Annotated in this window: 20 protein-coding genes; 7 read left to right on the top strand and 13 right to left on the bottom strand. The window is 56.2% G+C overall.

Annotation, left to right across the window (positions count from 1 at the left end):
- Window positions 1-268: 268 nt before the first annotated feature.
- Window positions 269-2,161 (bottom strand): acyl-CoA synthetase, encoded by a 1,893-nt coding sequence (locus DSD30_RS12640; protein ID WP_114010036.1) that lies wholly within the window; start codon window positions 2,159-2,161, stop codon window positions 269-271.
- 427 nt (window positions 2,162-2,588) lie between these two features.
- Between DSD30_RS12640 and DSD30_RS12635 the strand changes: the two genes are divergently transcribed.
- Window positions 2,589-2,864: a metal-sensing transcriptional repressor gene (locus tag DSD30_RS12635; RefSeq protein ID WP_280955314.1), complete on the top strand. Its 276-nt coding sequence runs from the start codon at window positions 2,589-2,591 to the stop codon at window positions 2,862-2,864.
- Between the two features lie 27 nt (window positions 2,865-2,891).
- Window positions 2,892-4,226 (top strand): MFS transporter, encoded by a 1,335-nt coding sequence (locus DSD30_RS12630; protein WP_114010035.1) that lies wholly within the window; start codon window positions 2,892-2,894, stop codon window positions 4,224-4,226.
- A 113-nt stretch (window positions 4,227-4,339) separates the two neighbouring features.
- Here the strand turns inward: DSD30_RS12630 and DSD30_RS12625 are convergent, their stop codons facing one another.
- The 7 genes from DSD30_RS12625 to DSD30_RS12595 all read right to left on the bottom strand — a co-directional run bounded on the left by DSD30_RS12625 (window position 4,340) and on the right by DSD30_RS12595 (window position 11,211).
- A complete protein-coding gene (locus DSD30_RS12625; protein ID WP_157967692.1) occupies window positions 4,340-5,161 on the bottom strand; it encodes a sugar phosphate isomerase/epimerase family protein in 822 nt (273 codons plus the stop codon).
- A gap of 80 nt (window positions 5,162-5,241) precedes the next feature.
- Complete coding sequence (locus DSD30_RS12620; RefSeq protein WP_425359465.1) at window positions 5,242-6,075, bottom strand: carbohydrate ABC transporter permease; 834 nt, start codon at window positions 6,073-6,075, stop codon at window positions 5,242-5,244.
- A complete protein-coding gene (locus DSD30_RS12615; RefSeq protein WP_114010033.1) occupies window positions 6,072-6,941 on the bottom strand; it encodes a carbohydrate ABC transporter permease in 870 nt (289 codons plus the stop codon). The genes DSD30_RS12620 and DSD30_RS12615 overlap by 4 nt, the downstream gene beginning before the upstream one ends.
- Before the next feature lie 72 nt (window positions 6,942-7,013).
- A complete protein-coding gene (locus DSD30_RS12610) occupies window positions 7,014-8,294 on the bottom strand; it encodes an ABC transporter substrate-binding protein (protein WP_114010032.1) in 1,281 nt (426 codons plus the stop codon).
- A gap of 140 nt (window positions 8,295-8,434) precedes the next feature.
- The gene (locus DSD30_RS12605) at window positions 8,435-9,508 is read right to left on the bottom strand and encodes an ABC transporter ATP-binding protein (RefSeq protein WP_114010031.1); all 1,074 of its coding nucleotides are present in this window, start codon (window positions 9,506-9,508) and stop codon (window positions 8,435-8,437) included.
- Window positions 9,505-10,320 (bottom strand): DeoR/GlpR family DNA-binding transcription regulator, encoded by an 816-nt coding sequence (locus tag DSD30_RS12600; RefSeq protein ID WP_114010030.1) that lies wholly within the window; start codon window positions 10,318-10,320, stop codon window positions 9,505-9,507. The genes DSD30_RS12605 and DSD30_RS12600 overlap by 4 nt, the downstream gene beginning before the upstream one ends.
- Window positions 10,321-10,581: 261 nt before the next feature.
- Window positions 10,582-11,211, bottom strand: a complete 630-nt coding sequence (locus DSD30_RS12595) for a GNAT family N-acetyltransferase (RefSeq protein WP_114010029.1) — start codon at window positions 11,209-11,211, stop codon at window positions 10,582-10,584.
- Between the two features lie 657 nt (window positions 11,212-11,868).
- Here DSD30_RS12595 and DSD30_RS12590 point away from each other — a divergent pair.
- Complete coding sequence (locus DSD30_RS12590) at window positions 11,869-12,675, top strand: phosphodiesterase (protein WP_198662940.1); 807 nt, start codon at window positions 11,869-11,871, stop codon at window positions 12,673-12,675.
- Between the two features lie 20 nt (window positions 12,676-12,695).
- On the opposite strand, the gene DSD30_RS12585 is transcribed toward DSD30_RS12590, so the two are convergent.
- Window positions 12,696-13,688, bottom strand: coding sequence for a helix-turn-helix domain-containing protein (locus DSD30_RS12585; RefSeq protein WP_245418461.1), 993 nt, complete (start codon window positions 13,686-13,688; stop codon window positions 12,696-12,698).
- 153 nt (window positions 13,689-13,841) lie between these two features.
- Between DSD30_RS12585 and DSD30_RS12580 the strand changes: the two genes are divergently transcribed.
- Window positions 13,842-14,378, top strand: coding sequence for a cysteine hydrolase family protein (locus DSD30_RS12580; protein WP_114010028.1), 537 nt, complete (start codon window positions 13,842-13,844; stop codon window positions 14,376-14,378).
- A gap of 7 nt (window positions 14,379-14,385) precedes the next feature.
- On the opposite strand, the gene DSD30_RS12575 is transcribed toward DSD30_RS12580, so the two are convergent.
- Entirely contained in the window at window positions 14,386-15,015 is a 630-nt protein-coding gene (locus DSD30_RS12575) for an NAD(P)-dependent oxidoreductase (RefSeq protein ID WP_114010027.1), read from the bottom strand.
- A gap of 128 nt (window positions 15,016-15,143) precedes the next feature.
- On the opposite strand from DSD30_RS12575, the gene DSD30_RS12570 reads away from it, so the two are divergent.
- Window positions 15,144-15,731 (top strand): TetR/AcrR family transcriptional regulator, encoded by a 588-nt coding sequence (locus tag DSD30_RS12570; RefSeq protein WP_114010026.1) that lies wholly within the window; start codon window positions 15,144-15,146, stop codon window positions 15,729-15,731.
- A gap of 16 nt (window positions 15,732-15,747) precedes the next feature.
- Here the strand turns inward: DSD30_RS12570 and DSD30_RS12565 are convergent, their stop codons facing one another.
- Window positions 15,748-15,990 (bottom strand): RND transporter, encoded by a 243-nt coding sequence (locus DSD30_RS12565; protein ID WP_114010431.1) that lies wholly within the window; start codon window positions 15,988-15,990, stop codon window positions 15,748-15,750.
- 293 nt (window positions 15,991-16,283) lie between these two features.
- Here DSD30_RS12565 and DSD30_RS12560 point away from each other — a divergent pair, with 293 nt between their 5' ends.
- The gene (locus DSD30_RS12560) at window positions 16,284-17,084 is read left to right on the top strand and encodes a tellurite resistance TerB family protein (RefSeq protein ID WP_114010430.1); all 801 of its coding nucleotides are present in this window, start codon (window positions 16,284-16,286) and stop codon (window positions 17,082-17,084) included.
- A gap of 74 nt (window positions 17,085-17,158) precedes the next feature.
- On the opposite strand, the gene DSD30_RS12555 is transcribed toward DSD30_RS12560, so the two are convergent.
- Together DSD30_RS12555 and DSD30_RS12550 are read right to left on the bottom strand one after the other, a co-directional pair.
- Window positions 17,159-17,653, bottom strand: coding sequence for a GNAT family N-acetyltransferase (locus DSD30_RS12555; protein WP_114010025.1), 495 nt, complete (start codon window positions 17,651-17,653; stop codon window positions 17,159-17,161).
- Window positions 17,650-18,327 carry a helix-turn-helix domain-containing protein gene (locus DSD30_RS12550; RefSeq protein WP_114010024.1) on the bottom strand — a complete coding sequence of 226 codons (678 nt, stop codon included), beginning with the start codon at window positions 18,325-18,327 and terminating at the stop codon, window positions 17,650-17,652. Before DSD30_RS12550 ends, DSD30_RS12555 begins: the two co-directional genes overlap by 4 nt.
- 425 nt (window positions 18,328-18,752) lie before the next feature.
- Between DSD30_RS12550 and gcvP the strand changes: the two genes are divergently transcribed.
- Window positions 18,753-21,623, top strand: a complete 2,871-nt coding sequence (gene gcvP / locus DSD30_RS12545) for an aminomethyl-transferring glycine dehydrogenase (protein WP_114010023.1) — start codon at window positions 18,753-18,755, stop codon at window positions 21,621-21,623.
- Window positions 21,624-21,677: the final 54 nt, after the last annotated feature.

The raw sequence follows: 21,677 nt of genomic DNA, 5'->3' as shown, positions 1-21,677 counted from the left end.
CGATGGTTCCACTCCGCTGCTGGAGGGCAAGGGCCCTACGAAAGTTGGCCAAGGTAATACCGGGATTTTACAGTAAAAACCAGTAACCCGAACCATCCAAAAGGCCCGGTTTGTGGAGAAAACACCGCAAATTTGGGGCAAGCAACCGCCAAAAACCGCAGAAAACAGCAAAGGAGGGGCAGTCACCCCTCCTTTGGTTGAACTTGCAATGCTTGACTTACATCAACCGCAATCTAACATCTGTTAGATTCCCGGTCTTTTGGCTGCCTTATTGCCATTCCCACGGCTGGGTGAACTGGCCCAGAATGTTGGTCAACTTGCTCTCATCAATGTCCGCGTTACGCTCAAGCTGGGCGACCAGACCGCGCTTCTTGTCCTCGATGACAGATACGACGCGGGTCTTGAGGTCATTCTTAGCCAGCACCTCGTCATAGACGCGGGTAATGGCCAGCTTGCGCAAATCCGGTTTGAAGACTTTGCCAACAGCCGTTTTCGGCAATTCAGGCAAGATCTCGACATATTTGGGAATGGCGGCCCGCTCATGGATATGGCGTTTGGCATAGGCCATCAATTCATCCTTATCGACCTTTGCGCCTGATACCAGTTCAAGATAGGCACAAGGCAATTCGCCCGAATGGCTGTCGGGCTGGCCGATGGCTCCGACCATCGCCACGGCAGGATGGCCGGCCAAGGCTTCCTCGATTTCGGCGGGGTCGATATTGTGACCGCCGCGAATGATCAGATCCTTGGCGCGACCGGTGATCCAGAGATAGCCGTCCTCATCGATGCGTCCCAAATCGCCGGTCCGCAAATAGATATCGTGGTGGAACAGATTATGGTTCTTGTCGGCCTCGGTGTAGGTCGACCCCGTGAAGACACCGGGATTATCGATACAGATCTCACCCACCTCATCGGTTGCAAGTTCAACCGGGCCTTGCTTGGTGTGTTCGAGAATTTTCACCGTGGTGTAGGGAAATGGCAAGCCGACGGAGCCTACTTTCTTTTTCCCGACAATCGGATTGCAGGAAACCAGACAGGTGGCTTCGGTCAGGCCATAGCCCTCGATGATGCCGACACCGGTTGCCGCTTCAAACCGCCGATAGAGTTCCAGTGGCAAGGGCGCCGAGCCGGAAAAGGCCATTCGAACGGAGGAGATATCCGCATCCACCGGCCTTTGCATCATGGCAGATACGGCGGTTGGCACAGTGATGATAAAGGAGATTTTCCAGCGCTCGATCAGCTTCCATAAATTGTCAAATACCCCGTCACCGCGATAACCCTTCGGCGTCGGGAAAACGACATGCGATCCTGACGACAGGGTCGACATGCAGATCACATGGCAGGCGAAAACATGGAACAAAGGCAGAGGACACAGCACATTGTCCTCACGCTTGAACAACAATGCACTGCCAAGCCAGCCGTTATACATCATGCCCGATGCGGTATGCTGGGCCACTTTCGGCATGCCGGTGGTGCCGCCAGTATGAAAGTAGGCAGCAACACGATCTTCGAGATTGTCTTCAAAGGTCAAAGCGTCTGAGGGCTGTTTGGCAATTTCGCGGTTGAAGTTGAACACATCCGCATGATGCCCTTTGGCGCCGGGATTTCTCGGACGGATCAGTGGCACGATGACCCTCTTGATGCCCGTCATATAGTGCAACAGATCCACTTCGAGCACCGTGTGCACACGGGGAGCATGCTTGACCGCTTCTGCCACCTTCTGAGCCACATCCGACTGCGGAAATGCCTTCAGGGTCACGACAACCCGCGCGTCGGTTTCGCGCAGGATGGCTGCAATCTGTTCGGTTTCCAGCAACGGATTGATCGGATTGACGACGCCAGCGACCATGCCCGCCAGCATCGTCAGATAGGCTTCGTTGCAGTTTGGCAGGGCATAGGCAATCACATCCTTCTCACCAATGCCCAACTGGCGCAGGAGATTGGCGGTCTGAGTGACCTTGGCCTTGACCTCGCGCCATGTCAGGGTCTCGGCCTTGTCCGTTGGCCCTGAAAAGAGCTGAAAGCTGACTGCGGGACTGTCTGGATAGTCGGCCTCTGTACGTGACAGGCGTTCATAAATTGATCGCGCGACGCCCCGCTCCTCATATGGCATTTCCTCTTCGATCGCGAGAACGCTCTCTCGCGTGGCAAAAGTAACCATTCTTTTCCTCCCAATGGGCGCGCTTGTTATTGGCTGGTTGCCTTTTTGTTATTTGAAAATAGGCAGGCAAACCTAACAGGGCAAGGCACCGATTCCTCAATTGGCACTATAGCAATTAACGTTACGTAAGATGGAGAGAGACTTTGGTATTAAACTAACAATTGTTTGATTCCCTATCTGCCCTTTCCAAAATGGCGAAATTTCGGCCTTCCCTCAGGTCACCTCCTCGCCAACAAGAACCACGAGAGCCGCTGATCCAATTGGTGTCGTTTGGCAATGGTTAGCCTTTACGTATCCTCCCCCGGGGGATATAATTGGAGAAAGTCATCCACACAATGCCAGTCCATAGACACTGAAATGTCTCCGTTATGGCATCGATATGTACCCAATGGCGCAGGAAAGCCGGATCATGACCATCAATGAATCAATAGCGCTGCACAAGCATGCCAGTCATCCGGCCATTGCCAAGCGCCTCAAGCGCGCCTCCGGTCATCTTGCTCATGTCATCGACATGATCGAAAAGCATCAGGGCTGCGCCGATATTGCCCAGCAGCTGCATGCTGTTGAAAAGGCGATCACCAATGCCAAACGGCAGTTGATACAGGATCATATCGACCATTGCCTTGAGGGAAGCGTGGCCGAGGATGAGACCATGCGCGCGGCAACCCTTGCCGACTTCAAACTGATTGCAAAATATCTCTGACAACGCCCGAGAGCGATACAGTTAGCCATGCTCAAAATTCTGCAGAACAGAGCCTTTCGACATATGTTTTCTGCCCAGATCGTTGCCCTGTTGGGCACGGGGCTTTCCACCGTCGCGCTTGGCCTGTTGGCCTATGACCTGACTGGTGGTGATGCCTCGATGGTGCTGGGCGCCGTGTTTGGCATCAAGATGGTGGCCTATGTGGGCATCGCGCCAATTGCCGGGGCCTTTGCAGGCTTTGTCCCCCGGCGTAAGCTGCTGGTCGGGCTAGACTGCATTCGGGCGGTGGTCGCCTGCCTTTTGCCCTTTGTTGGTGAAGTCTGGCAGATCTTCGTACTGATTTTCCTGATGCAAGCTGCCTCGGCCGCCTTCACCCCGACCTTTCAGGCAACGCTGCCTGACATTCTGCCCGAAGAGAAAGACTATACGCGTGCGCTATCCCTGTCGCGGCTGGCCTATGACATGGAAAGCATCATCACCCCAACTCTGGCGGCACTGGTTCTGCTGGTGGCGAGCTATCATGAGCTGTTCTACGGCACGGCCATCGGCTTTATCGGTTCTGGCCTGTTGATCCTGTCGGTTGCTCTGCCCAAACCCAAGAGAGACAGCAAGCGCCGCTCGATCTATGAGCGGACGACCCGCGGCATCAAGATTTATCTCAAGACACCGCGGCTGCAAGGCCTGTTGGCTTTGTGCATGGTGGTGGCATCCATCGGGGCGATGGTGTTGGTCAACAGTGTGGTGCTGGTGCAGGCGGTGTTGGGCCTTGATGAGATCTATCTGCCTTTCACCATCGGCGCTTTCGGGCTTGGATCGATGGTGATGGCGCTGATCCTGCCGCGCTTGCTCGATGTCATCCCTGACCGGGTGGCGATGCTGAGCGGTGCGGGTGCGATGGTTCTGGCCCTCAGCTCACTTAGCCTTGCCGCATGGACGGGACTGTTTGTCTGGGGTGTGATGCTGGTCTGCTGGTTCCTGATCGGGTCGGGTTATTCGGCGGTCCTGACCCCATCGGGACGCCTGTTGCAACGCTCTTCTCATGAGGAGGATCGCCCGGCCATCTATGCCGCCCAGTTCGCGCTGTCCCATGCCTGCTGGCTGATTTGCTACCCGCTTGCCGGTTTCTTGCAGACGAGCTTTGGTGTCGGAGTGGCAAGTTTGGTGCTGTCAGTGATCGGCTTTGTCAGCCTGATCATCGCCCGCCAACTCTGGCCCGCTGGCGCCATGCGTTCACCCTACCACACCCATCCGGACCTGCCGGACAATCATCCGCATTTGCAGGATATCGATCATGCCCATGGTCACGCCCATATTTTCGTGATTGACGATCACCATATGCAATGGCCGCATATGAAAGCGTGATTTTGATGATCCAAAGCGGCTCAAGCGTCGTAAGAATCAGCAAATGGTGGCGAGCAAAAAAAGGCGGTGCAGAGAGATCTGCGCCGCTTTTTTTCATTTGCAAGGATTTGGACTTATTGCGCCAAATTGAGGTCTTCGAGGCGCTTGACCGTTGCGGGCAGCATATGCTCGCGGTCCCTCACTTCGAGCAGCAAACGCGGGCTGGCATTGATTTTGGCCAAAGTGTTGAAGATTGCGCCCCATGGCAAGGTGCCCTCGCCCGGATGCCAATGGCGATCAGCATAGCCATCTGCATCCTGCAAATGGACATGGCCGAGCAATTCACCTGCCATGGTGATGAAGTCGGTGACCGGAGGGGCTTTATATTGACCATGGGCCAGTTGGGCATGGCCGGTATCAATCGACACCTTGAAATTCGGGCTGTTCATATGCATCACTAGCTGATTGCGGTAGGCCGGATGGGCGTCGTCGCAATTTTCCAGCATCAAGGTGCAGCCGATATTTTCGGCCCGGTTCAGCACTGGCTCAAGAATGGTTTTCGCTGCCTCGAACATGGTCTCGTGAAGAAAACCAAAATTGGCAAAATTGAGCGAATGCCAGAAGGTGAAGGGGCTATGGACAACCATATGAGTCGCCCCGAGTTTTTCGCATTTGTTCAGGGCATCAAGCAGGCGCACCTGTACGACATTCTGGATCAACGGATCGGTAGCCGCCAGATCGAGGCTGAAAAACGGACCGTGAATGCCAAACTCGCCTTCATAGCCATCGAGCAAGGTTTTATAGGCAGTGATCAGATCGTCTTGCTCGTCATCAACCACCTCCACCATGCAGAAATCCTGCAATTCGAGGGCGCGGTTCTTCTCGAAAATCCAGTCCTTGAGCGCATCGACGTGATCATATTTCAGCGCGGCACCCAGAATAGGCAAGTATGACATTTCGGTTTCCTTTGACTGGCGGAGCGTGGGGGAGGCACCACCGCTCCCGCCTCTGCTTGGGGGAAAGGAGCGAGAGCGGTTTATTTGATCCCGGCCCGCATGAAGCTTTGGACAAACTGGCGTTGGAACAACAGAAAGCCGATCAGCAACGGGCCGGAGGTCATCAAGGTTGCGGCATTGATGACCGACCATTCGAGGCCAGAATCAGCGGTTGAGAAAATGGAAAGACCGACAGTCAGTGGTCGGGTCTCCACGGAGTTGGTGATGATAAGGGGCCAGACGAAATTATTCCAGTGGGCGGAAACAGAGACTAGACCAAAAGCCAGATATGTGGGCTTGGCCAAAGGCACATAAACCCGAAGCATGGTGCCAATCACCCCTTCCCCTTCGATCCGGGCGGCGTCATCCAGTTCCTTGGGGATGGTCATGAAGGTTTGGCGCAGCAGGAAAATGCAAAAGCCTGAAGCCATATAGGGCAGGCCAATCGCCAGAATGGTGTCTACCAGACCGAGCATCCGCATGGTTTGGTAGTTTTCAACCAGCAAAATGTCAGGCATCACCATCAACTGCACCAGCACCAGCGCAAACAGGACATTGCGGCCGGGAAAGGACAGCCGGGCAAAGGCATAGGCCGCACAGGTGCCCAGCACCAATTGGCCCGCCAAAATCATCAGCACAAGGATGATGGTGTTGAGGAAATAGCGCGCGAAAGGCGCTTGCACCCAAGCCTTGGGGAAATTTTCAAGGGTCAACGGTGCCGTAAGGTCGAAATTGACCTCATAGGCTGCCGGATGGAACGCCGTCCAGATCGCATAGATCAACGGCAATATCCAGAGAAGCGCGAGCATCCAAGCGCCGATGGTGAACAGGGCGCGGTCAAGGCGATCAGCCACAGTCATGTCATAGCCGGTCATTTGTAATGCACCCTCTTGTCGAGAAAGAAGAATTGCCCGATGGCCAGCAGCGACAGCATGCCCAGAATGACGACCGTTAGCGTGCTGGCATAGGCGGTGTCCCAGAACTGAAAGGCCACTTCAAAAATATAATAGAGCAACAGCTTGGAGGCGTTGTTCGGGCCGCCTTCGGTCATGACGAAGATATGGTCGACGAGACGCACCGAATTGATCACTGCATTGACCGATATGAAGACTGTGGTTGGCATGATCAGCGGCAGGGTCACCCGGCGGAAAAAGGTCCAGCGGCCCGCGCCTTCCAGTTTGGCGGCTTCACGCAAGGGCGTCGGGATGGTCTGCAGGGCCGCGAGATAGAAGATCATGAAGAAACCCGCCTCTTTCCAGACCGCAACCGCGATCATGGTGTAGAGCGCGGTGTCGGTCTGGCCCATCCAGTTTTGTGGCGGCAGGTCGAACAGACCGCGGATCTGGTCGATCAGGCCGAAACCGGGTGTATAGAAAAACAGCCAGATATTGGCGACTGCAATCAAAGGCAGGACAGTCGGCGTAAAATAGGCCATCCGCAGGAAGGACAGCCCGCGAATGCGGCTATGGACAAACAGGGCCATCCCCAGCGAGATGATGATCGAGGCGGGAATGGTGACCGCCGCATAGATCAGATTGTTCCAGAAAGCGCGAAGGAAGACATCGTCGGCGAGCAAAGTGCGATAATTCTCCAGCTCGACAAAGCGAGCCGCCCGTCGGCCGCGCGGGGTGGAGTAAAAGCTGTCAATGATGGTTTCGATTGCCGGAATATGGGTAAACCCCATCAGCAAAATCATCGCTGGCAACAACAGCAAAAGCGCGTAGATCCATTCCCGTCGCATGAGAGCCCTCTGGAATAACAAAATGCGAGGGGGAGGCGTCTGCCTGCCCTCCCCTCGCGCTAGGTGTGGAGATTAGCGGTAGTTCTTCAGAATGGCTTCCGCTTTTTCCTGCGCTTCTTTGAGCGCTTCTTGAGGGGTCTTTTCCCCGGCAATGGCAGCCGACAGGGCGTCATTGAGGATCGAAGTGACCTTGCGGTTCTCATAGGTGGACAGCTCGGCCACGGCATATTGCAGCTGATCGCGGGCCACGGCGGCCTGCGGGAAATCCTTGACATATTGCTTCATGGCGTCGGTTTCCCAAGCGTCGGCGCGTGGGGCAACATAGCCGGTGGCCATGGACCATTTGGCAGCCTGTTCCGGGGCGGTGATCCATTTCACAAAGTCAACAGCGGCTTTTTTCTGCTCTTGGGAGGCTTCCTTGAACAGCACAAAGTTGCCGCCACCAGTCGGCGCACCGAAGCGCTCTTTCTTTGGCAGGAAGCCGACACCGAAGTCGAACGGAGCATTCTCGCGCATGTTGGTCAGGTTGCCGGTGGTAGTCCAGACGATGGCCGCTTCGCGCTCAAAGAAGGCTTTCGGGGTTGGGCCCCAAGCGATCGCCCCTTCCTGCATCACGCCATATTTCTTCGACAGATCGACGAGGAACTGGGTGGCTTCGATGACTTTCGGGTCATCAAAGTTGGTCTTGTTGCCATCGGCATTGGCAAGGATGGCACCAGCCGGGGTGGAGAGACCCTGGAACAGCCAGTAAGGGAAGCCTTCGGATGGAATGCGCACGCCCCACTGGGTGACATTGCCTGCGGCATCTTTCTTGACCAGCTTTTTGGAGATCTCGACCAGCTCGTCCCAGTTGGCAGGCGCATGGTCTGGATCAAGGCCGGCTTCCTTGAAGGCTTCTTTGTTCCAATACATGACCGGGGTGGAACGCTGGAACGGAATGCCCCAGGTTTTGCCGCCGGTCTGGCTATTTTCCATGAAGGCTGGATAGAAAGCGCCGAACCAGGACTTTTTCTCGTCTTCAGAGACATAAGCGTCGAATGGCTCGATCAGGTCTTCGTCGATCAGGGTGAACATTTCAGCCGACAGCAGAACGGAAAGCTGCGGAGGATTGCCACCGCGTGCTGCGGTCATGGCTTTCGACAGGGCGTCGTTGTAGCCGCCTGCATAGATGGCGTCGATTTTCACATCCGGGTTGGCTTTGACATAGTCAGCGGTCAGAGACTCGATGGTGTCAGCGGCTTTGCCACCGACAGCAACCGGGAAATAGAATTCCAGATCCACTGCCAGCGCAGGCATGGCAGTGGCGGACAGAAGAGCTGCAATTACAGTAGATTTCAGAAAACGGGAAGCCATGGATATGGACCTTCTTGTCTGTCTGGCGCTGTCCTTGAAGGCAATTCAACAGAGGAACGAGCGCGGGTTCATTGGTTTGAAAAGCGAAAGATCGGAGCGTGAGCGAGGCGACGGCGCCTCGATCCTTGTTGTCGTGAAGGCTAGGCCTCCAGCGGATAGGACGGGTCAAAACGGGCTCCTGTGGCTTTGTCGAACAAGGCCAGATCGTCAGAAGCAAAAGAAAGAGAGATGGTGGAACCGGTGGCAAAATCGGCCCGACCCGAGGCGCGCACGAGCAAGATCTCTGAGCCGATGCGGCAGCCCAGCATGGTGTCAGCGCCCAGATATTCGACGCTTTCGATGATGCCCGTTAGCGGACCATCAGCATCAGGCGCAATGGCTTCGGGGCGCAGGCCGACCAGCAGATCGGCTTTGGTGTCTTTGGTCAGGGAAGCCCCAAGCGCACCGAGCGCTTCGGCTTCAAACAGGCTCATGGGGGGCGTGCCAATGAAACGGGCGGCAAAGGTGGTGCGTGGCTGCTCATAAAGGGCGCGCGGTGTGTCGATCTGTTCGACCCGCCCCTCATTGAGCAGCACCACCTGATCGGCCATGGTGATGGCTTCGGCCTGATCATGGGTGACATAGACCATGGTGAAGCCAAGCTTTTGCTGCAGGGCCCGCAGCTCCAGCCGCATGTCATGGCGCAGTTTGGCGTCAAGGTTAGACAGTGGCTCATCCATCAGGCAGATAGACCGTTCGGCAATCACCGCACGGGCCAAGGCGACCCGCTGTTGCTGACCGCCTGACAGAGCGCCGGGCTTGCGATCCAGCAACGCACTCAGCTCCATCAGTTCGGCCACAGCTTCGAGCTTTTCCGCCCGCTGGGCCTTGGGTTCCTTGCGGGTTTTGAGACCGAAAATGATATTTTCCGCCACATTCAAATGAGGAAAGAGGGCATAGGACTGGAAGACCATCGACAGGTCGCGCTTGTCTGGCGGGCGGCGGGTGACATCCTCCTCGCCGATCCGCACGGTGCCTTCGGTTGCCTGTTCCAGACCGGCAATGATCCGCAGCAAGGTGGATTTGCCACAGCCCGATGGCCCCAGCAAGGCGGTGAAAGATCCTGCGGGCACGTGAATATCGACATGGTCGAGGGCGACCGTCTGGTCCCAGACCTTGCAAATGCCTTCCAGTGAGATGGCGCGACCGTGATGGGCGGGATGGATAGCAGTCATTGAGACGTCCCTTCACGGGGTGTGTTGCCAAGATCTGCCCCATCTGACTCAAACGCCGGAGCGATGATCACCCGGGCGCTTCCGAGGCTGGCGGCAAAATGATCGGGCAACGGCTTGTCGCAAAAGAGGCAGTCAACCTCCGACAGATTGCCACCGCGCATATGGGCAGCGCGACCAAGTTTGGAGTGATCCATGACGAGGACAGACGTGCGGCAATTTTTGAGGATCGCCCGCCTTGCGCCGACCTCGGCTTCGGAAAAGTCGAGCAGGCCGCCATCGGGGCTGACGCCAGCGACGCCGAAAATACCGAAATCAACCTCAAAGCGATCGAAGAAGGCCTCAACTTCACTGCCCAAGATATCCCGGTCACCGGCCCGCACCTGACCACCGGCGATGGTCACCGACCAGTCATGGCGGGCGCTGGCCTGCATGGCAACGTTGAGATTGTTGGTGAAAATCTTGAGATTGGCCCGCTCTTGCAACGCCTCAATCACCATTTCCGGCGTTGTGCCAATGGACAGGGCAATGGAGCTGCCATCGGGGATGTGGCGGGCGACTTCTGCGGCGATCTGACGTTTGGCGCGGACATTGAGAATACGGCGCTTGGCATAGAGCAGATTGCCGCTGACAGGTGGCGGCTCTACGCCTCCCCAGACCCGGCGCAGTTCTCCATGCTCGCACAGCGCATTGACATCGCGGCGGATGGTCTGGGTGGAGACGCTGAAATGCTCAGACAGGGCCTCGATGGCGGAGAAGCCACTTTCGGTCACCGTCTTGATGATTTGCAGCTGTCGATCGCTATATTGCTTCATTCCTCCCCACACCAACCATGGCTCTTTGACAGGCCAGTCTTGCGTTGGGGGGCAAATTAGGAGCGGAATGTATCAGCCATTTGAACGTTGTATGACATTCAAATGAAATCCGTTTTGCCTTGAATGTGATGAGGACTCAGTGCCTGAAACACCGAAAATCTGGCATTTTCAATCAAACAGGCAGAAAGTCGCACGTTCAATTGATCATGCCTTGTTGAATTGAACAGCGGCAATGGAACTGCCAGCGTCACAATCAGGCGATCAGGGCAGATCCCGTCCCATCCAGAGCGTTCCCTCGTCCTTGGAGTTGGTATCGATGCGTGCAAATCTGTGTTTTTGCCAGAAGGCGATGCCACCGCGATTGTGCGTGCTGACACCGATATGCACCGAACTGACACCGTGATTGACCGCAATATCAAACCAGCGTTTGAGCATGAGGCCTCCCACCCCCCTGCCCTGTAGGCGCGGCAGCAAGTTCATATGGATATGAGCGGGATAGCGGGCGACCAGTTCCGGCGGCGTCTGTTGGGGATCATGGATCGCATTGATGCAGTCGCGGTCAGCTACCGTTCGATCAGGCCCATCCTGCTGATCAAGCGGGTCAAGCGGATATTGGGCACGTAGGGCGGGCCACCAGTCCTGATCCAAACGGTTTGCCCAGTCCTCGCTGTCCAACACCCCCACGATGTAGCCTGCAACGCCCTCTTTGTCTTCGGCGACAAAGATCAATTGGGAAGCATAGCGCAGATAGGGACCGACATAGATATCTCCGAGCAGCGCAGAGTTGCCGAAAGACGCTGTCGCGTTTTTCCCGGCTGCACCTGTCTGTAGGCAGATATCATAGAGAATTTCGCGATCCTCTTGCCGATAGCCGCGAATTTTCATAGGCATGCTTTCTCTCCCAACCTTTGCCCGCAGTCATTCTGTTGCTTGCGAGATGGTCATTTCCCCTGCGATGGCGTCCAAGTCTGGATGTTGCCATCGGTATCCTGAAGGACAAGCCTTTTTCAAGGCTTCGGTAGAAAATGTTCTCGGCCAGCGCATCTGCGGTCGCTTTCGCGGTTTATCCTAGACCAGTTCGATGGCGATCAACACCTCTCTACCGCGCATATCTTCAATGATGTCATGCGTCCGCGAGATCATTTCAAGGCATTCCAATGCCCTCTGCCCCAAGCGCGTGACGGTTAGGCATGCCCAACTCAGGAAGAATTGGGCAATGTTTCACAAAAACCGGTCTCAGATCGGGCATTCATTCAAACTGCACCTCGGTTCAGATTGCCATTACGAATTGCCAGCTCAAGCGCACCGGGTGCGCACTCTTTTTGACAGTCGTCAGCGAAGAGTCGTCGTTTCATTATCAAACTGTCATCTTCCGCAGGCATGTTTTGGGCAAATTCTTGTCTTGCGTTTTTGAAACAAACAACAAGCCGCAGAAACCGGCGTCCCCTTGCAAAAAGGTGGTGTCTTTCCAGACCATCCCTGTCCGTCCCCAGACAGCAATGCCTGACCCGGTTTCACAGCGGCTCCATTTTTCGTCGGAGTTTGGGCGTGATTAAGAACCCGAATGCACTGAAATTCATTCATCTGACCGACCCGCATGTCGCGGGACAGGAAGCCCTTGTTTACGGGCGGCGTCCCACAGAGCGGCTGCGCGCGGCCATCGATAGCATCAATATGGACCATGACAATGCGGATTTTGTCGTTATTACCGGCGACTTGACCCATCATGGGGATGTGGATGCCTATGAAGTTTTTGCGCGCGAGTTGCGGCGCCTGTCAGTGCCGTCGCATTTGCTGGTAGGCAATCACGACGACGCGCGGGCCTTTGCCTATCAGTTCCCTGAAACCCAGCGCTGCGAGCATGGCTTCATTCAGGGATCCAAGCGCACGCCTTTTGGCCTTTGCCTGTTTCTCGATACCAGCGAGAAAGGCACATCGAAGGGGGTCTATTGCGAAAAGCGCCGCAGCTGGCTGACCAATGCCTTGGCTGAAACGGATGGCCCGGTGATGCTGTTCATGCATCATCCGCCCTTTGCCATCGGCATTCCAAACACTGACGACAGCAAGTTGCAGGATAGCGAAGCATTCTGGCATGTACTGGCCCCGCACAAACAGCGCATCCGGCATATCTTTGTCGGCCATGCCCATCGGGTGATGTTTGGCAATTGGCGCGGCATTTCGGTCTCTGGTATGCGCGGGCTCAATCATCAAGTGATGCTGGAACTCAGCCGCCAACAAGCGGGCCAAAGCGGCAATTTTGAAGCACCAGCCTATGGCATAGTCCTTGCGGATGCGGATCAGGTGATGGTCCATATGCATGATTTCACGGACCGCTCCGATCCCTTCCCCTTGTGATCAATGCAAAAGGGGATCGTTCATGCTGTTCCCTTGAACTGCTTGCGCCATGCCCCCGGTGGAAGCCCGAAAGCCTGCCGAAAGTGATGACGCAAAGACATGGTGCTGCCAAAACCCGCCTCATAAGCCACTGACTCCATGCTCAGGCTGGTGGTTTCCAATAACAGTTGGCTAAGGGCCAGACGCTCGCTCAGCAGCCACCGGGTGAAGCTGGTTCCGGTTTGATTGGCAAAGTGGCGGGTGAAGGTGCGACGGCTCATCCGGGCGCGGGCTGCAGCCTTGTCAATGCTGTGTGGTTCTTTGAGATTGTTGCGAATCCAGACCATCACGTCCGCCACCCGGCTTTCACCAAGATCCTTTGGTACGGGGCGCTCGATATACTGGGCCTGCCCACCGGCACGGTGGGGGGAGACAACCAGATTGCGGGCGGTGCGATTGGCTGCTTCAACACCAATCTGCTTGCGCATCAGATAGAGGCAACAATCAAGCCCAGCCGCAACACCGGCAGAGGTAACAACATCGCCTTCATCGGCATAGAGCTGATCGGGCTCACACGCGATGTCCGGGTAGCGCTTGGCAAAGGCGTCGGCATAGGCCCAGTGGGTGGTGGCCCGCTTGCCGGCCAGAAGTCCCGCTTCTGCCAGAACGAAGGCCCCCAGACACAGACCAACAAGGATGGCACCCCTGTCATGGGCCGCTTGCAGGCAGGTGATCAGGGCCGGAGATGGCTGTTGGTCAATATTTGGCCAGGTGGGAACGATGACCATATCCCCTTGGCCCAGATTGTCCACCCTGTCAAAACCATGGGGCACCGACAGGATCATGCCATCCGACGTCATGATCGGGCCTGCCTGCTCGGCACAAATGGTGACCTTGTAGCGGCCATCGGATTCATAAATACGGCCGAAAACCGTCGTCGGCACCCAGAGATGAAACGGACTCATGCCGTCAAAGGCAAGGACTGCAATTTGGATGGCATCGGTCTGTGGCTGCATGGTCAGAGCCTTTGTCATAATCTTTGTTATGGAACTTATAATTCCTCAAGCCAGTGACATGACATTTGAGATTGGCCTGATCTTAACACAATTCCATCCATGGGCCACTTACTCATTTCTCTCTTGCCGCCTAGTTTTGGGTCAGTGATTACCCCAAGAAAGGAAAAGCACATGTCCCAACAGACCCAGACCTCAAACCGCGCCCTTCTTCTGGTCGACATTCAGAATGACTATTTTGACGGTTTTGCCTTCCCGCTATGGCAGGCAGAAGAGACGCTTGAACGCATTCTGCAAGCGGTGGAGCGCGCCAAGATTGCGGGTCTGCCGATCCTGCTCATCCAGCATGTGGCCGATGCCAGCAAGGGCCCCGCTCCCTTCTTCAATCCGGGCACAGACGGGGTGGCGATCCACCCGCGCCTGAAGGCCGTAGTCGAGCATGTGCCCGTCGTACAAAAGCGGTTTGCCGACGGTTTCCTTGAAACTGACCTTAGCGCCTGTCTTGCGAAAGTCGGAGCGCGCGAGCTGCTGATTGGCGGCATGATGACCCAGAATTGTGTCACCCATACCGCGATTTCCCCTCAGGCCAACGACTATGATGTGACCATTTTGTCGGACCTCTCTACCAGCGTGAGCGAGATGATCCACAAAATCGCGCTGAATGCCATCGCACCCAGGCTGACGGTCGCCGCTTCGACGGACGTGTTTTAGTCGCCCCTTACGAGGAAAGAGACGGAGCTGCGTGCAGGAAGGTGCGATCCCTGACCTGCGACAACATGAAATGGGCGACATTGGCGTAACTGATCTTGAACGTCATGCCTTTTTCCACCGCCTTGAAATCAATGCGATAGTCATTGGTCTGCGGACCTTCTACATAGTTGGTCGGACGGACGAGCGTCCAGTCTAGCGCACTCTGTTTGACCAGCACTTCCTGTTGTTCATGGTCGGCATAGACGTGACGCAGGATGAGCGGCATGATGAGGAAGCGATAGAGCCACGGCAAGGCACCTCTGCTTTCGCCCGCCCCAAAGCCCGACAGGCATATCAACCGCTCAACCGCGACCTCTTTCATCGCTTTGACGATGATGGCGGTGCCTTTGGTGCGTATGCCTTCCTTGTTCCCCAATGGGGCACCAAGTGCGACCAAAACGGCATCCTTTGCGTCAACGACGTTGGCCACATCCTCTGGATTCAGCACGTCACCAACCACAAGGGTCAGATTTGGATGTTCGGGCAAATCAGCTTTCAAGGACCGGACCAGAGCCGTGACTTCATGGCCTGCGTCCAGTGCTTGCCGGGTGAGATTGCGGCCAACTTTGCCGCTGGCGCCGAAGAGTGCGAGTTTCATGATGGTGGCCTTTCTTGCATTTGAATGGTTTCGTTACGTGTCTTTCAAAGGGATCGGCGGTTGCCGTCATCCACAAACTTGACACAGTGTAAAGTTGACACCCTGTCAAGTAATGATAGATTGACACCATGTCAAGTGAGAAAAGCGATACCAGACGCAAAATTCTGGAAGCCTGTCTTATGCTGCTTGCTGAAGGCGCCGGAAGCGGGATCCGCATGTCCGACATTGCCAAGCGCGCCGGCGTGTCCCGTCAGGCGCTCTATTTGCACTTCCAGAGCCGAGGGGAGCTGATCATTGCGGCGACCCTGCTTCAGGATGAGCAGGAAGGAGCGCAGGAGCGACTGACAGCCAGTCGAACCGCTCGAACCGGACGGGAGCGCCTGTCGGCCTTTGTGCAGGCGTGGTGTGCCTATATCCCGATCATCTATCCGGTGGCGCGGACAATTCTCTATCTGGCGGAAACCGATCAGGAAGTGTCTGATGCCTGGCGTCGGCGCATGGAGGATATGCGCGAAGGGTGCGAAGCCGCCATTGCCGCCCTGTCAAAGGACGGTGACCTGCCCGACCATTATGACGAGACGAGTGCCACCGATCTGCTCTGGTCGATGCTGTCGATCCGGCAATGGGAATTGTTATGCCAGCAACGCGGCTGGACGCAGGAGCGCTATGCGCACCAGATCGAGGCTGCGGCCATGCGGGTATTTTGCAAGGCGTAACGGGATCTTCTGACGATCAACCGACGTGTCCCGCTCGCCGCTTCAGGACCACCAGTCGTCCTAGTTTGGCGATGAGTAACAGCCATGGCACACCGTGAAAGACCAGATCAAACATGTCTATGGGTCGTTCCAGAGACCCGGCATGGAGCATCTTCAGCTTTTCCCAGACATGGGGTTCGGGTAGAAATGGCGCCAATCCGAGGGTCAGGGCAATCACGACCAGTGTCGCGACCGGAATGCGATCCAGAAACTGAAACATCGCGGTTCTCCTCCTATGCGCCATGCTTGCCGGTTGCTTTGCTTTGGGGCCTGACAAGTCGGAAAGACATTGATGGGCAGCAGGCTTTGTGCGTGCTTATCGTTATTTGCACTTTATCGCAACCACGCGACCTTCATTATCGGATGGAAGCTTACAATCTTTTCCTTGTGCACGCACCTTGTGCCCTCCGTCTATGTCCTTATATCTATTTCAAGGAACCGATACAAAGTACCAAGGCGATCATTTTTGCGCCCTACTTAACCGAGCACCAGACCAGCAATTGGGGGACCTATATGTTTGACGCATCAAAGTTGATCAGTGAATTTCTTGGCGCGAGCGGGCCAGCATCCAGCCCACAGCGTGGATCCAATGCTGGCGGCGATCTGTTCCAGCAGGGCAAGGACTATCTGACCAACAATGCGGGCGGCATTGGTGGCGGTGCGTTGGCCGGAGGTCTGGCGGGCTACATGTTGGGCTCCAAGAAGGGGCGCAAGATGGCCAAAAAGGCCGCCACCTATGGCGGCCTCGCACTGGTGGCCGGTCTCGCCTACAAGGCCTATTCCGATTATCAGGGCAAAAAGGCCGGGGTCCCGGTTGTCGACGGCAATGTCGGGACCGGTGAGAAGACCATTCCCGCCACCATGCATGCACCCCATGGCACCAACCCACAGGTCACCCATGTGCCCGTGGTGCCGATCGGCTCTCGCTTTGAGGTTAATGAGTTGACCGAACGGGCTGCGGGCTTTGGTGCAACGCTCGTCAGTGCGATGATTGCAGCTGCCAAGGCGGACGGTCAGATCGACACCGACGAACATCAGGCAATTTTTGCAAAAATTGAGGAACTGGACCTGAGCGTCGAAGAGAAAGGGTTTCTGTTCGATCAGTTGAACAAGCCACTCGACATTGACAGCATCGTCGCTCAGGCCCGGACGAAAGAGCAGGCGGTCGAGGTCTATATTGCATCCTTGATGGCCATCGAGCCGGACATGCCGTCCGAGCAGGCCTATCTGGCCATGCTGGCGGCACGTCTGGACCTTGAGCCAGATCTGACCAGCCACATTCACGCGACCGTCATTGAGGCGCGCGACGAATAGGCTGAATAAAAGTAGGCCGGTAAGCAACAGGGCTGCGGACACGATCTGTCGGCAGCCTTTTTCTTTTTGCTGCCCTAGTCCAGCGTCAGTTGCATGATGGTGAGATCGAGCCAGCGACCGAACTTGGTGCCGACTTGATGCATGGTGCCGCATTCAATGAAACCAAGCTTGGCATGCAGCTTGATCGAGGCTTGGTTTTCGGCCTCGATGCCAGCAATCAGCACATGCAGATCCGTCCCCTTGGCATAATCGATGAGCGCCTGCAGCAGGCTTTTGCCGATGCCCTGTCCGCGGTTCTCGGCTGCCACATGAACGCTATGCTCCACCGTGTGGCAATAGCCCTCACCCGCCCGCCAGGGACCATAGGAGGCAAAGCCAGCAATCTGACCATCAGGCAGCTCTGCCACCAAAACCGGGAAACCGCCGTCATTGCGTTCCTTGATCCATGCAAGACGATCCTGCATGGTGAAGTGCTTGGTCTTCCAGACTGCGGTGCTGTTGTCGACCAAGTCATTATAGATGGCCGTAATGGTGGAGGCATCTGCCGCAATAGCGGGTCTTATCTTCATCGTTCCAAACTCACCCATAGAACAACGGCGTCGTCCTCGCTGATGGAAACACAGCAATGTCCCATGCCGCTGTCATAATAGACACTGTCCCCTGCTTTCATGGTCAGTGGGCGATAATGTTCGGTATGCAGTTCGAGGTCGCCGGACAAAACATACATGAATTCCTCGCCCCGGTGACGGATCCAGTCGCCAAAATCGGAGATATCCCGCGCCTTGATGGTGCTGATATAGGGCAGCATGGATTTACTGGTCAGCTCGTTACACAAAAGCTCATGGCTATAGGTGGCGGTAACCTTTGGCTCGCCCTCACCCATGCGGGTCACATCGCGACGACCGGACAGATCACTGGTCCCCGATTGCAGGAACAGGTTCGGGGTTTCCAGCTCCAGCGAACGGGTCAGGCGGCGGACAATCTCAAAGCCGGGGCTGGTCTGACCATTTTCGATCTTTGACAGGGTCGAGCGACCAATGCCCGCATGGCGGCCGGTTTCTTCCAGCGTCCAGCCTTTTTTCTTGCGGGCTTCGCGGACCAATTGGCCCAGCTCATTGAGACCCGGCGCCTCTGGTGCCAAGGCACCGGCCGGACCAATTGCACCGGGCAGGCTTTCAGTGACGCTGATGTCGCTCTGCAAGCTTTCAACGGCTCCCTGTTCACCGCGTTCCAGATCACCCATATCCAACGTCCTCTCTCACTTAATGGCAGCCTATGGCCATGCTTCGCCCGCCATGGGGTGCGACTCGCCGCTTCTTTTGACCTCATTGAAGCCTCAAAAGGCTACAAACCGTCAAAATCCGCGGTCTATCACAACGGCTATTCAACCACTTTTCACCTTGCGAAGCGAAAAAAAGCGCGTGATTCCTCTGTGTCGGGCTGTTTAGTCTATACCACATTATTGCCTATGATGGAAATTTCCCTTATAAGAAACTCAAGTGACAGTCCGCAGCGTGCCCCCGTTTGGACGGGGTATTTTCGAGGGTCATCACACCGGCATGATTGACCCCCATGGCGCACCAAGGCCTGTCCATGACTGGATGAGACTGGCTGCGATGCGGCCGCGATGCACCACGTTTGGTTGGTGCACGAAGTGAGGAGCGCGTGATGACCTTCAAACCGACCCGGTATGCCCCCTATGATTTCGCCAATCGACGCCATATCGGCCCTTCGCCGAAGGAAATGGAATCGATGCTCAAGGTGATCGGCTATGCCGACCTTGATGCCCTGATTGACGCGACCGTGCCTTCCTCCATCCGTCAGACCGAGCCGCTTCATTGGGGTCCGGCGCTCAGCGAGCGCGACACACTGCATCATATGCGCAAGGTGGCGTCAAAGAACAAACTTCTCACCCCGCTGATCGGTCAGGGCTATTATGGCACCGCGACGCCGCCGGTAATCCTGCGCAACATTCTGGAAAATCCAGCTTGGTACACCGCTTACACCCCGTATCAGCCTGAAATCAGTCAGGGTCGCCTCGAAGCCCTGCTCAACTTCCAGACCATGGTGTCTGACCTGACGGGTCTGGAAATCGCCAACGCCTCCCTGCTGGACGAAGCAACGGCTGCTGCCGAAGCCATGACCATGGCCAAGCGGGCGTCGAAATCCAAAGCCAACATCTTCTTTGTTGACGAAAATTGTCATCCGCAGAATATTGCCGTCATCGAGACACGGGCCGAGCCGCTGGGCATTGAGGTCAAAATCGGCAATCCGGATGATCTTGACCCGACTGAGGTCTTTGGCGCGATCTTCCAATATCCCGGCACCTATGGCCATGTGCGCGACTTTACCGGCCTGATCGCTCAGCTGCATGACAACAAAGCCCTCGGCATTGTGATCGCCGATCCGCTATCACTGGCTTTGCTGAAATCGCCGGGAGAAATGGGCGCGGATATTGCCGTTGGCTCGACCCAGCGCTTTGGCGTGCCGCTTGGCTATGGTGGCCCGCACGCCGCTTACATGTCTTGCCGCGATGCCTTCAAACGCTCCATGCCAGGCCGCATCATCGGCGTGTCGATTGATGCCCGTGGTCGCAAGGCTTACCGTCTGTCCTTGCAGACCCGCGAGCAGCATATTCGCCGTGAAAAAGCCAATTCCAACGTCTGCACCGCGCAGGCGCTGCTCGCAGTAATCGCCTCAATGTATGCGGTCTATCATGGTCCCGAAGGCATCAAGGCGATTGCCCAATATGTGCACCGGATGACCGTGCGTCTGGCCAGTGGCCTGCAGAAACTCGGTTTCAACCCGGAGCCAGATGTGTTTTTTGACACGCTGACCGTCAACGTCGGTGCCTTGCAAGGGGTGATCCTCAATGCTGCTGTGTCCAATGGCATCAATCTGCGCAAAATCGGTGAGACCAAGATCGGCATCAGCCTTGACGAACAGACCCGTCCGGAAACCGTGGAAGCGGTCTGGAAGAGCTTTGGCGGCGATCTGTCCTATGGTGCGGTGGAGCATGAGCGGATTGAAGATGTGGAATATCGTCTGCCGACTGCCAATCTGCGCGAGACCGACTATCTGACCCATCCGATCTTCCATCTCAACCGCGCAGAAGCCGAGATCACCCGTTATATGCGTCGCCTTGCTGACCGCGATCTGGCGCTGGACCGGGCGATGATCCCGCTTGGCTCTTGCACCATGAAGCTGAATGCGACGATCGAGATGATCCCGGTGACTTGGCCGGAATTTGCCAACCTGCATCCTTTCGTTCCGGAAGATCAGGCCCTTGGTTACAAGGAAATGATCGACGATCTGAATGTCAAATTGTGTCAGGTGACTGGCTATGACGCCATTTCCCAGCAGCCAAACTCTGGCGCACAAGGGGAATATGCGGGCCTGATCACCATCCGCAACTATCATGTGTCGCGCGGTGAAGGCCATCGCAATATCTGTCTGATCCCGACCTCGGCGCATGGCACCAACCCGGCATCGGCCCAGATGGTTGGCTGGAAGGTCATTGCGGTCAAATCGGCAGACAATGGCGACATTGACGTGGAAGACTTCCGCGCCAAGGCCGAGAAACATGCCAATGAACTGGCGGCCTGCATGATCACCTATCCTTCCACCCATGGGGTGTTTGAGGAAACCGTGCAAGAGGTTTGCGCCATCACCCATGAGCATGGCGGACAGGTCTATATTGATGGGGCCAACATGAACGCCATGGTCGGCTTGTCCCGTCCAGGGGACATTGGCGGCGATGTCAGCCATTTGAACCTGCACAAGACCTTCTGCATTCCCCATGGTGGCGGCGGTCCGGGCATGGGTCCGATTGGCGTCAAGGCGCATCTGGCGCCTTACCTCCCCGGTCACCCGGAACGGGATGCGACCATTGGTCCGGTATCGGCAGCGCCATTTGGCTCGCCTTCCATCCTGCCGGTCAGCTGGGCCTATTGCCTTCTTATGGGCGGCGAAGGCCTGACCCAGGCCACCAAGGTGGCGATCCTCAATGCCAACTATATCGCGGCGAGCCTCAAAGATGCCTATGACGTTCTGTATAGCTCGGCTTCCGGTCTGGTGGCCCATGAATGCATCCTCGACACCCGTCCCCTCAATGACAGCTGCGGCGTGACCGTCGATGACGTTGCCAAGCGTCTGATGGACAATGGCTTCCATGCGCCAACCATGAGTTGGCCAGTGGCTGGCACCTTGATGGTGGAGCCAACGGAATCCGAACCACAGGCCGAACTGGATCGCTTCATTGCCGCCATGCTCGACATCCGCCGCGAAGCGCAGGATATCGAAGACGGCAAGATTGACCGCGAAAACAACCCGCTGAAACATGCCCCACACACCATGCGGGATCTGGTCGGCGAATGGGATCGGCCTTATAGCCGCGAACAGGGTTGCTTCCCGGCCGGTGCCTTTGAGGTCGACAAATATTGGCCTCCGGTGAACCGGGTCGACAATGCCTATGGCGACCGCAATCTGGTCTGCACCTGCCCGCCAATGGAAGACTATGCCGACGAGGCGGCTGAATAGCGAACGAAAAGCAGCCTGCTTTTGGGATGAGGCCCGAAGCAGGCTGTTTTGTAT

The sequence above is a fragment of the Cohaesibacter intestini genome (genome assembly GCF_003324485.1).
Lineage (GTDB): Bacteria > Pseudomonadota > Alphaproteobacteria > Rhizobiales > Cohaesibacteraceae > Cohaesibacter > Cohaesibacter intestini.
Note: the sequence above shows the minus strand (reverse complement) of the source record. Positions and strands in the feature narration are given on the sequence as shown.

Coding starts and splice junctions, on each gene's coding strand:
- DSD30_RS12550 (WP_114010024.1), bottom strand. CDS start 18,327: ATGGGTGATCTGGAACGCGGTGAACAGGGAGCCGTTGAAAGCTTGCAG.
- DSD30_RS12575 (WP_114010027.1), bottom strand. CDS start 15,015: ATGAAACTCGCACTCTTCGGCGCCAGCGGCAAAGTTGGCCGCAATCTC.
- DSD30_RS12570 (WP_114010026.1), top strand. CDS start 15,144: ATGTCAAGTGAGAAAAGCGATACCAGACGCAAAATTCTGGAAGCCTGT.
- DSD30_RS12580 (WP_114010028.1), top strand. CDS start 13,842: ATGTCCCAACAGACCCAGACCTCAAACCGCGCCCTTCTTCTGGTCGAC.
- DSD30_RS12555 (WP_114010025.1), bottom strand. CDS start 17,653: ATGAAGATAAGACCCGCTATTGCGGCAGATGCCTCCACCATTACGGCC.
- DSD30_RS12640 (WP_114010036.1), bottom strand. CDS start 2,161: ATGGTTACTTTTGCCACGCGAGAGAGCGTTCTCGCGATCGAAGAGGAA.
- DSD30_RS12605 (WP_114010031.1), bottom strand. CDS start 9,508: ATGACTGCTATCCATCCCGCCCATCACGGTCGCGCCATCTCACTGGAA.
- DSD30_RS12600 (WP_114010030.1), bottom strand. CDS start 10,320: ATGAAGCAATATAGCGATCGACAGCTGCAAATCATCAAGACGGTGACC.
- DSD30_RS12585 (WP_245418461.1), bottom strand. CDS start 13,688: ATGACAAAGGCTCTGACCATGCAGCCACAGACCGATGCCATCCAAATT.
- DSD30_RS12565 (WP_114010431.1), bottom strand. CDS start 15,990: ATGTTTCAGTTTCTGGATCGCATTCCGGTCGCGACACTGGTCGTGATT.
- DSD30_RS12620 (WP_425359465.1), bottom strand. CDS start 6,075: ATGACCGGCTATGACATGACTGTGGCTGATCGCCTTGACCGCGCCCTG.
- DSD30_RS12625 (WP_157967692.1), bottom strand. CDS start 5,161: ATGTCATACTTGCCTATTCTGGGTGCCGCGCTGAAATATGATCACGTC.
- DSD30_RS12595 (WP_114010029.1), bottom strand. CDS start 11,211: ATGCCTATGAAAATTCGCGGCTATCGGCAAGAGGATCGCGAAATTCTC.
- DSD30_RS12615 (WP_114010033.1), bottom strand. CDS start 6,941: ATGCGACGGGAATGGATCTACGCGCTTTTGCTGTTGTTGCCAGCGATG.
- gcvP (WP_114010023.1), top strand. CDS start 18,753: ATGACCTTCAAACCGACCCGGTATGCCCCCTATGATTTCGCCAATCGA.
- DSD30_RS12630 (WP_114010035.1), top strand. CDS start 2,892: ATGCTCAAAATTCTGCAGAACAGAGCCTTTCGACATATGTTTTCTGCC.
- DSD30_RS12610 (WP_114010032.1), bottom strand. CDS start 8,294: ATGGCTTCCCGTTTTCTGAAATCTACTGTAATTGCAGCTCTTCTGTCC.
- DSD30_RS12560 (WP_114010430.1), top strand. CDS start 16,284: ATGTTTGACGCATCAAAGTTGATCAGTGAATTTCTTGGCGCGAGCGGG.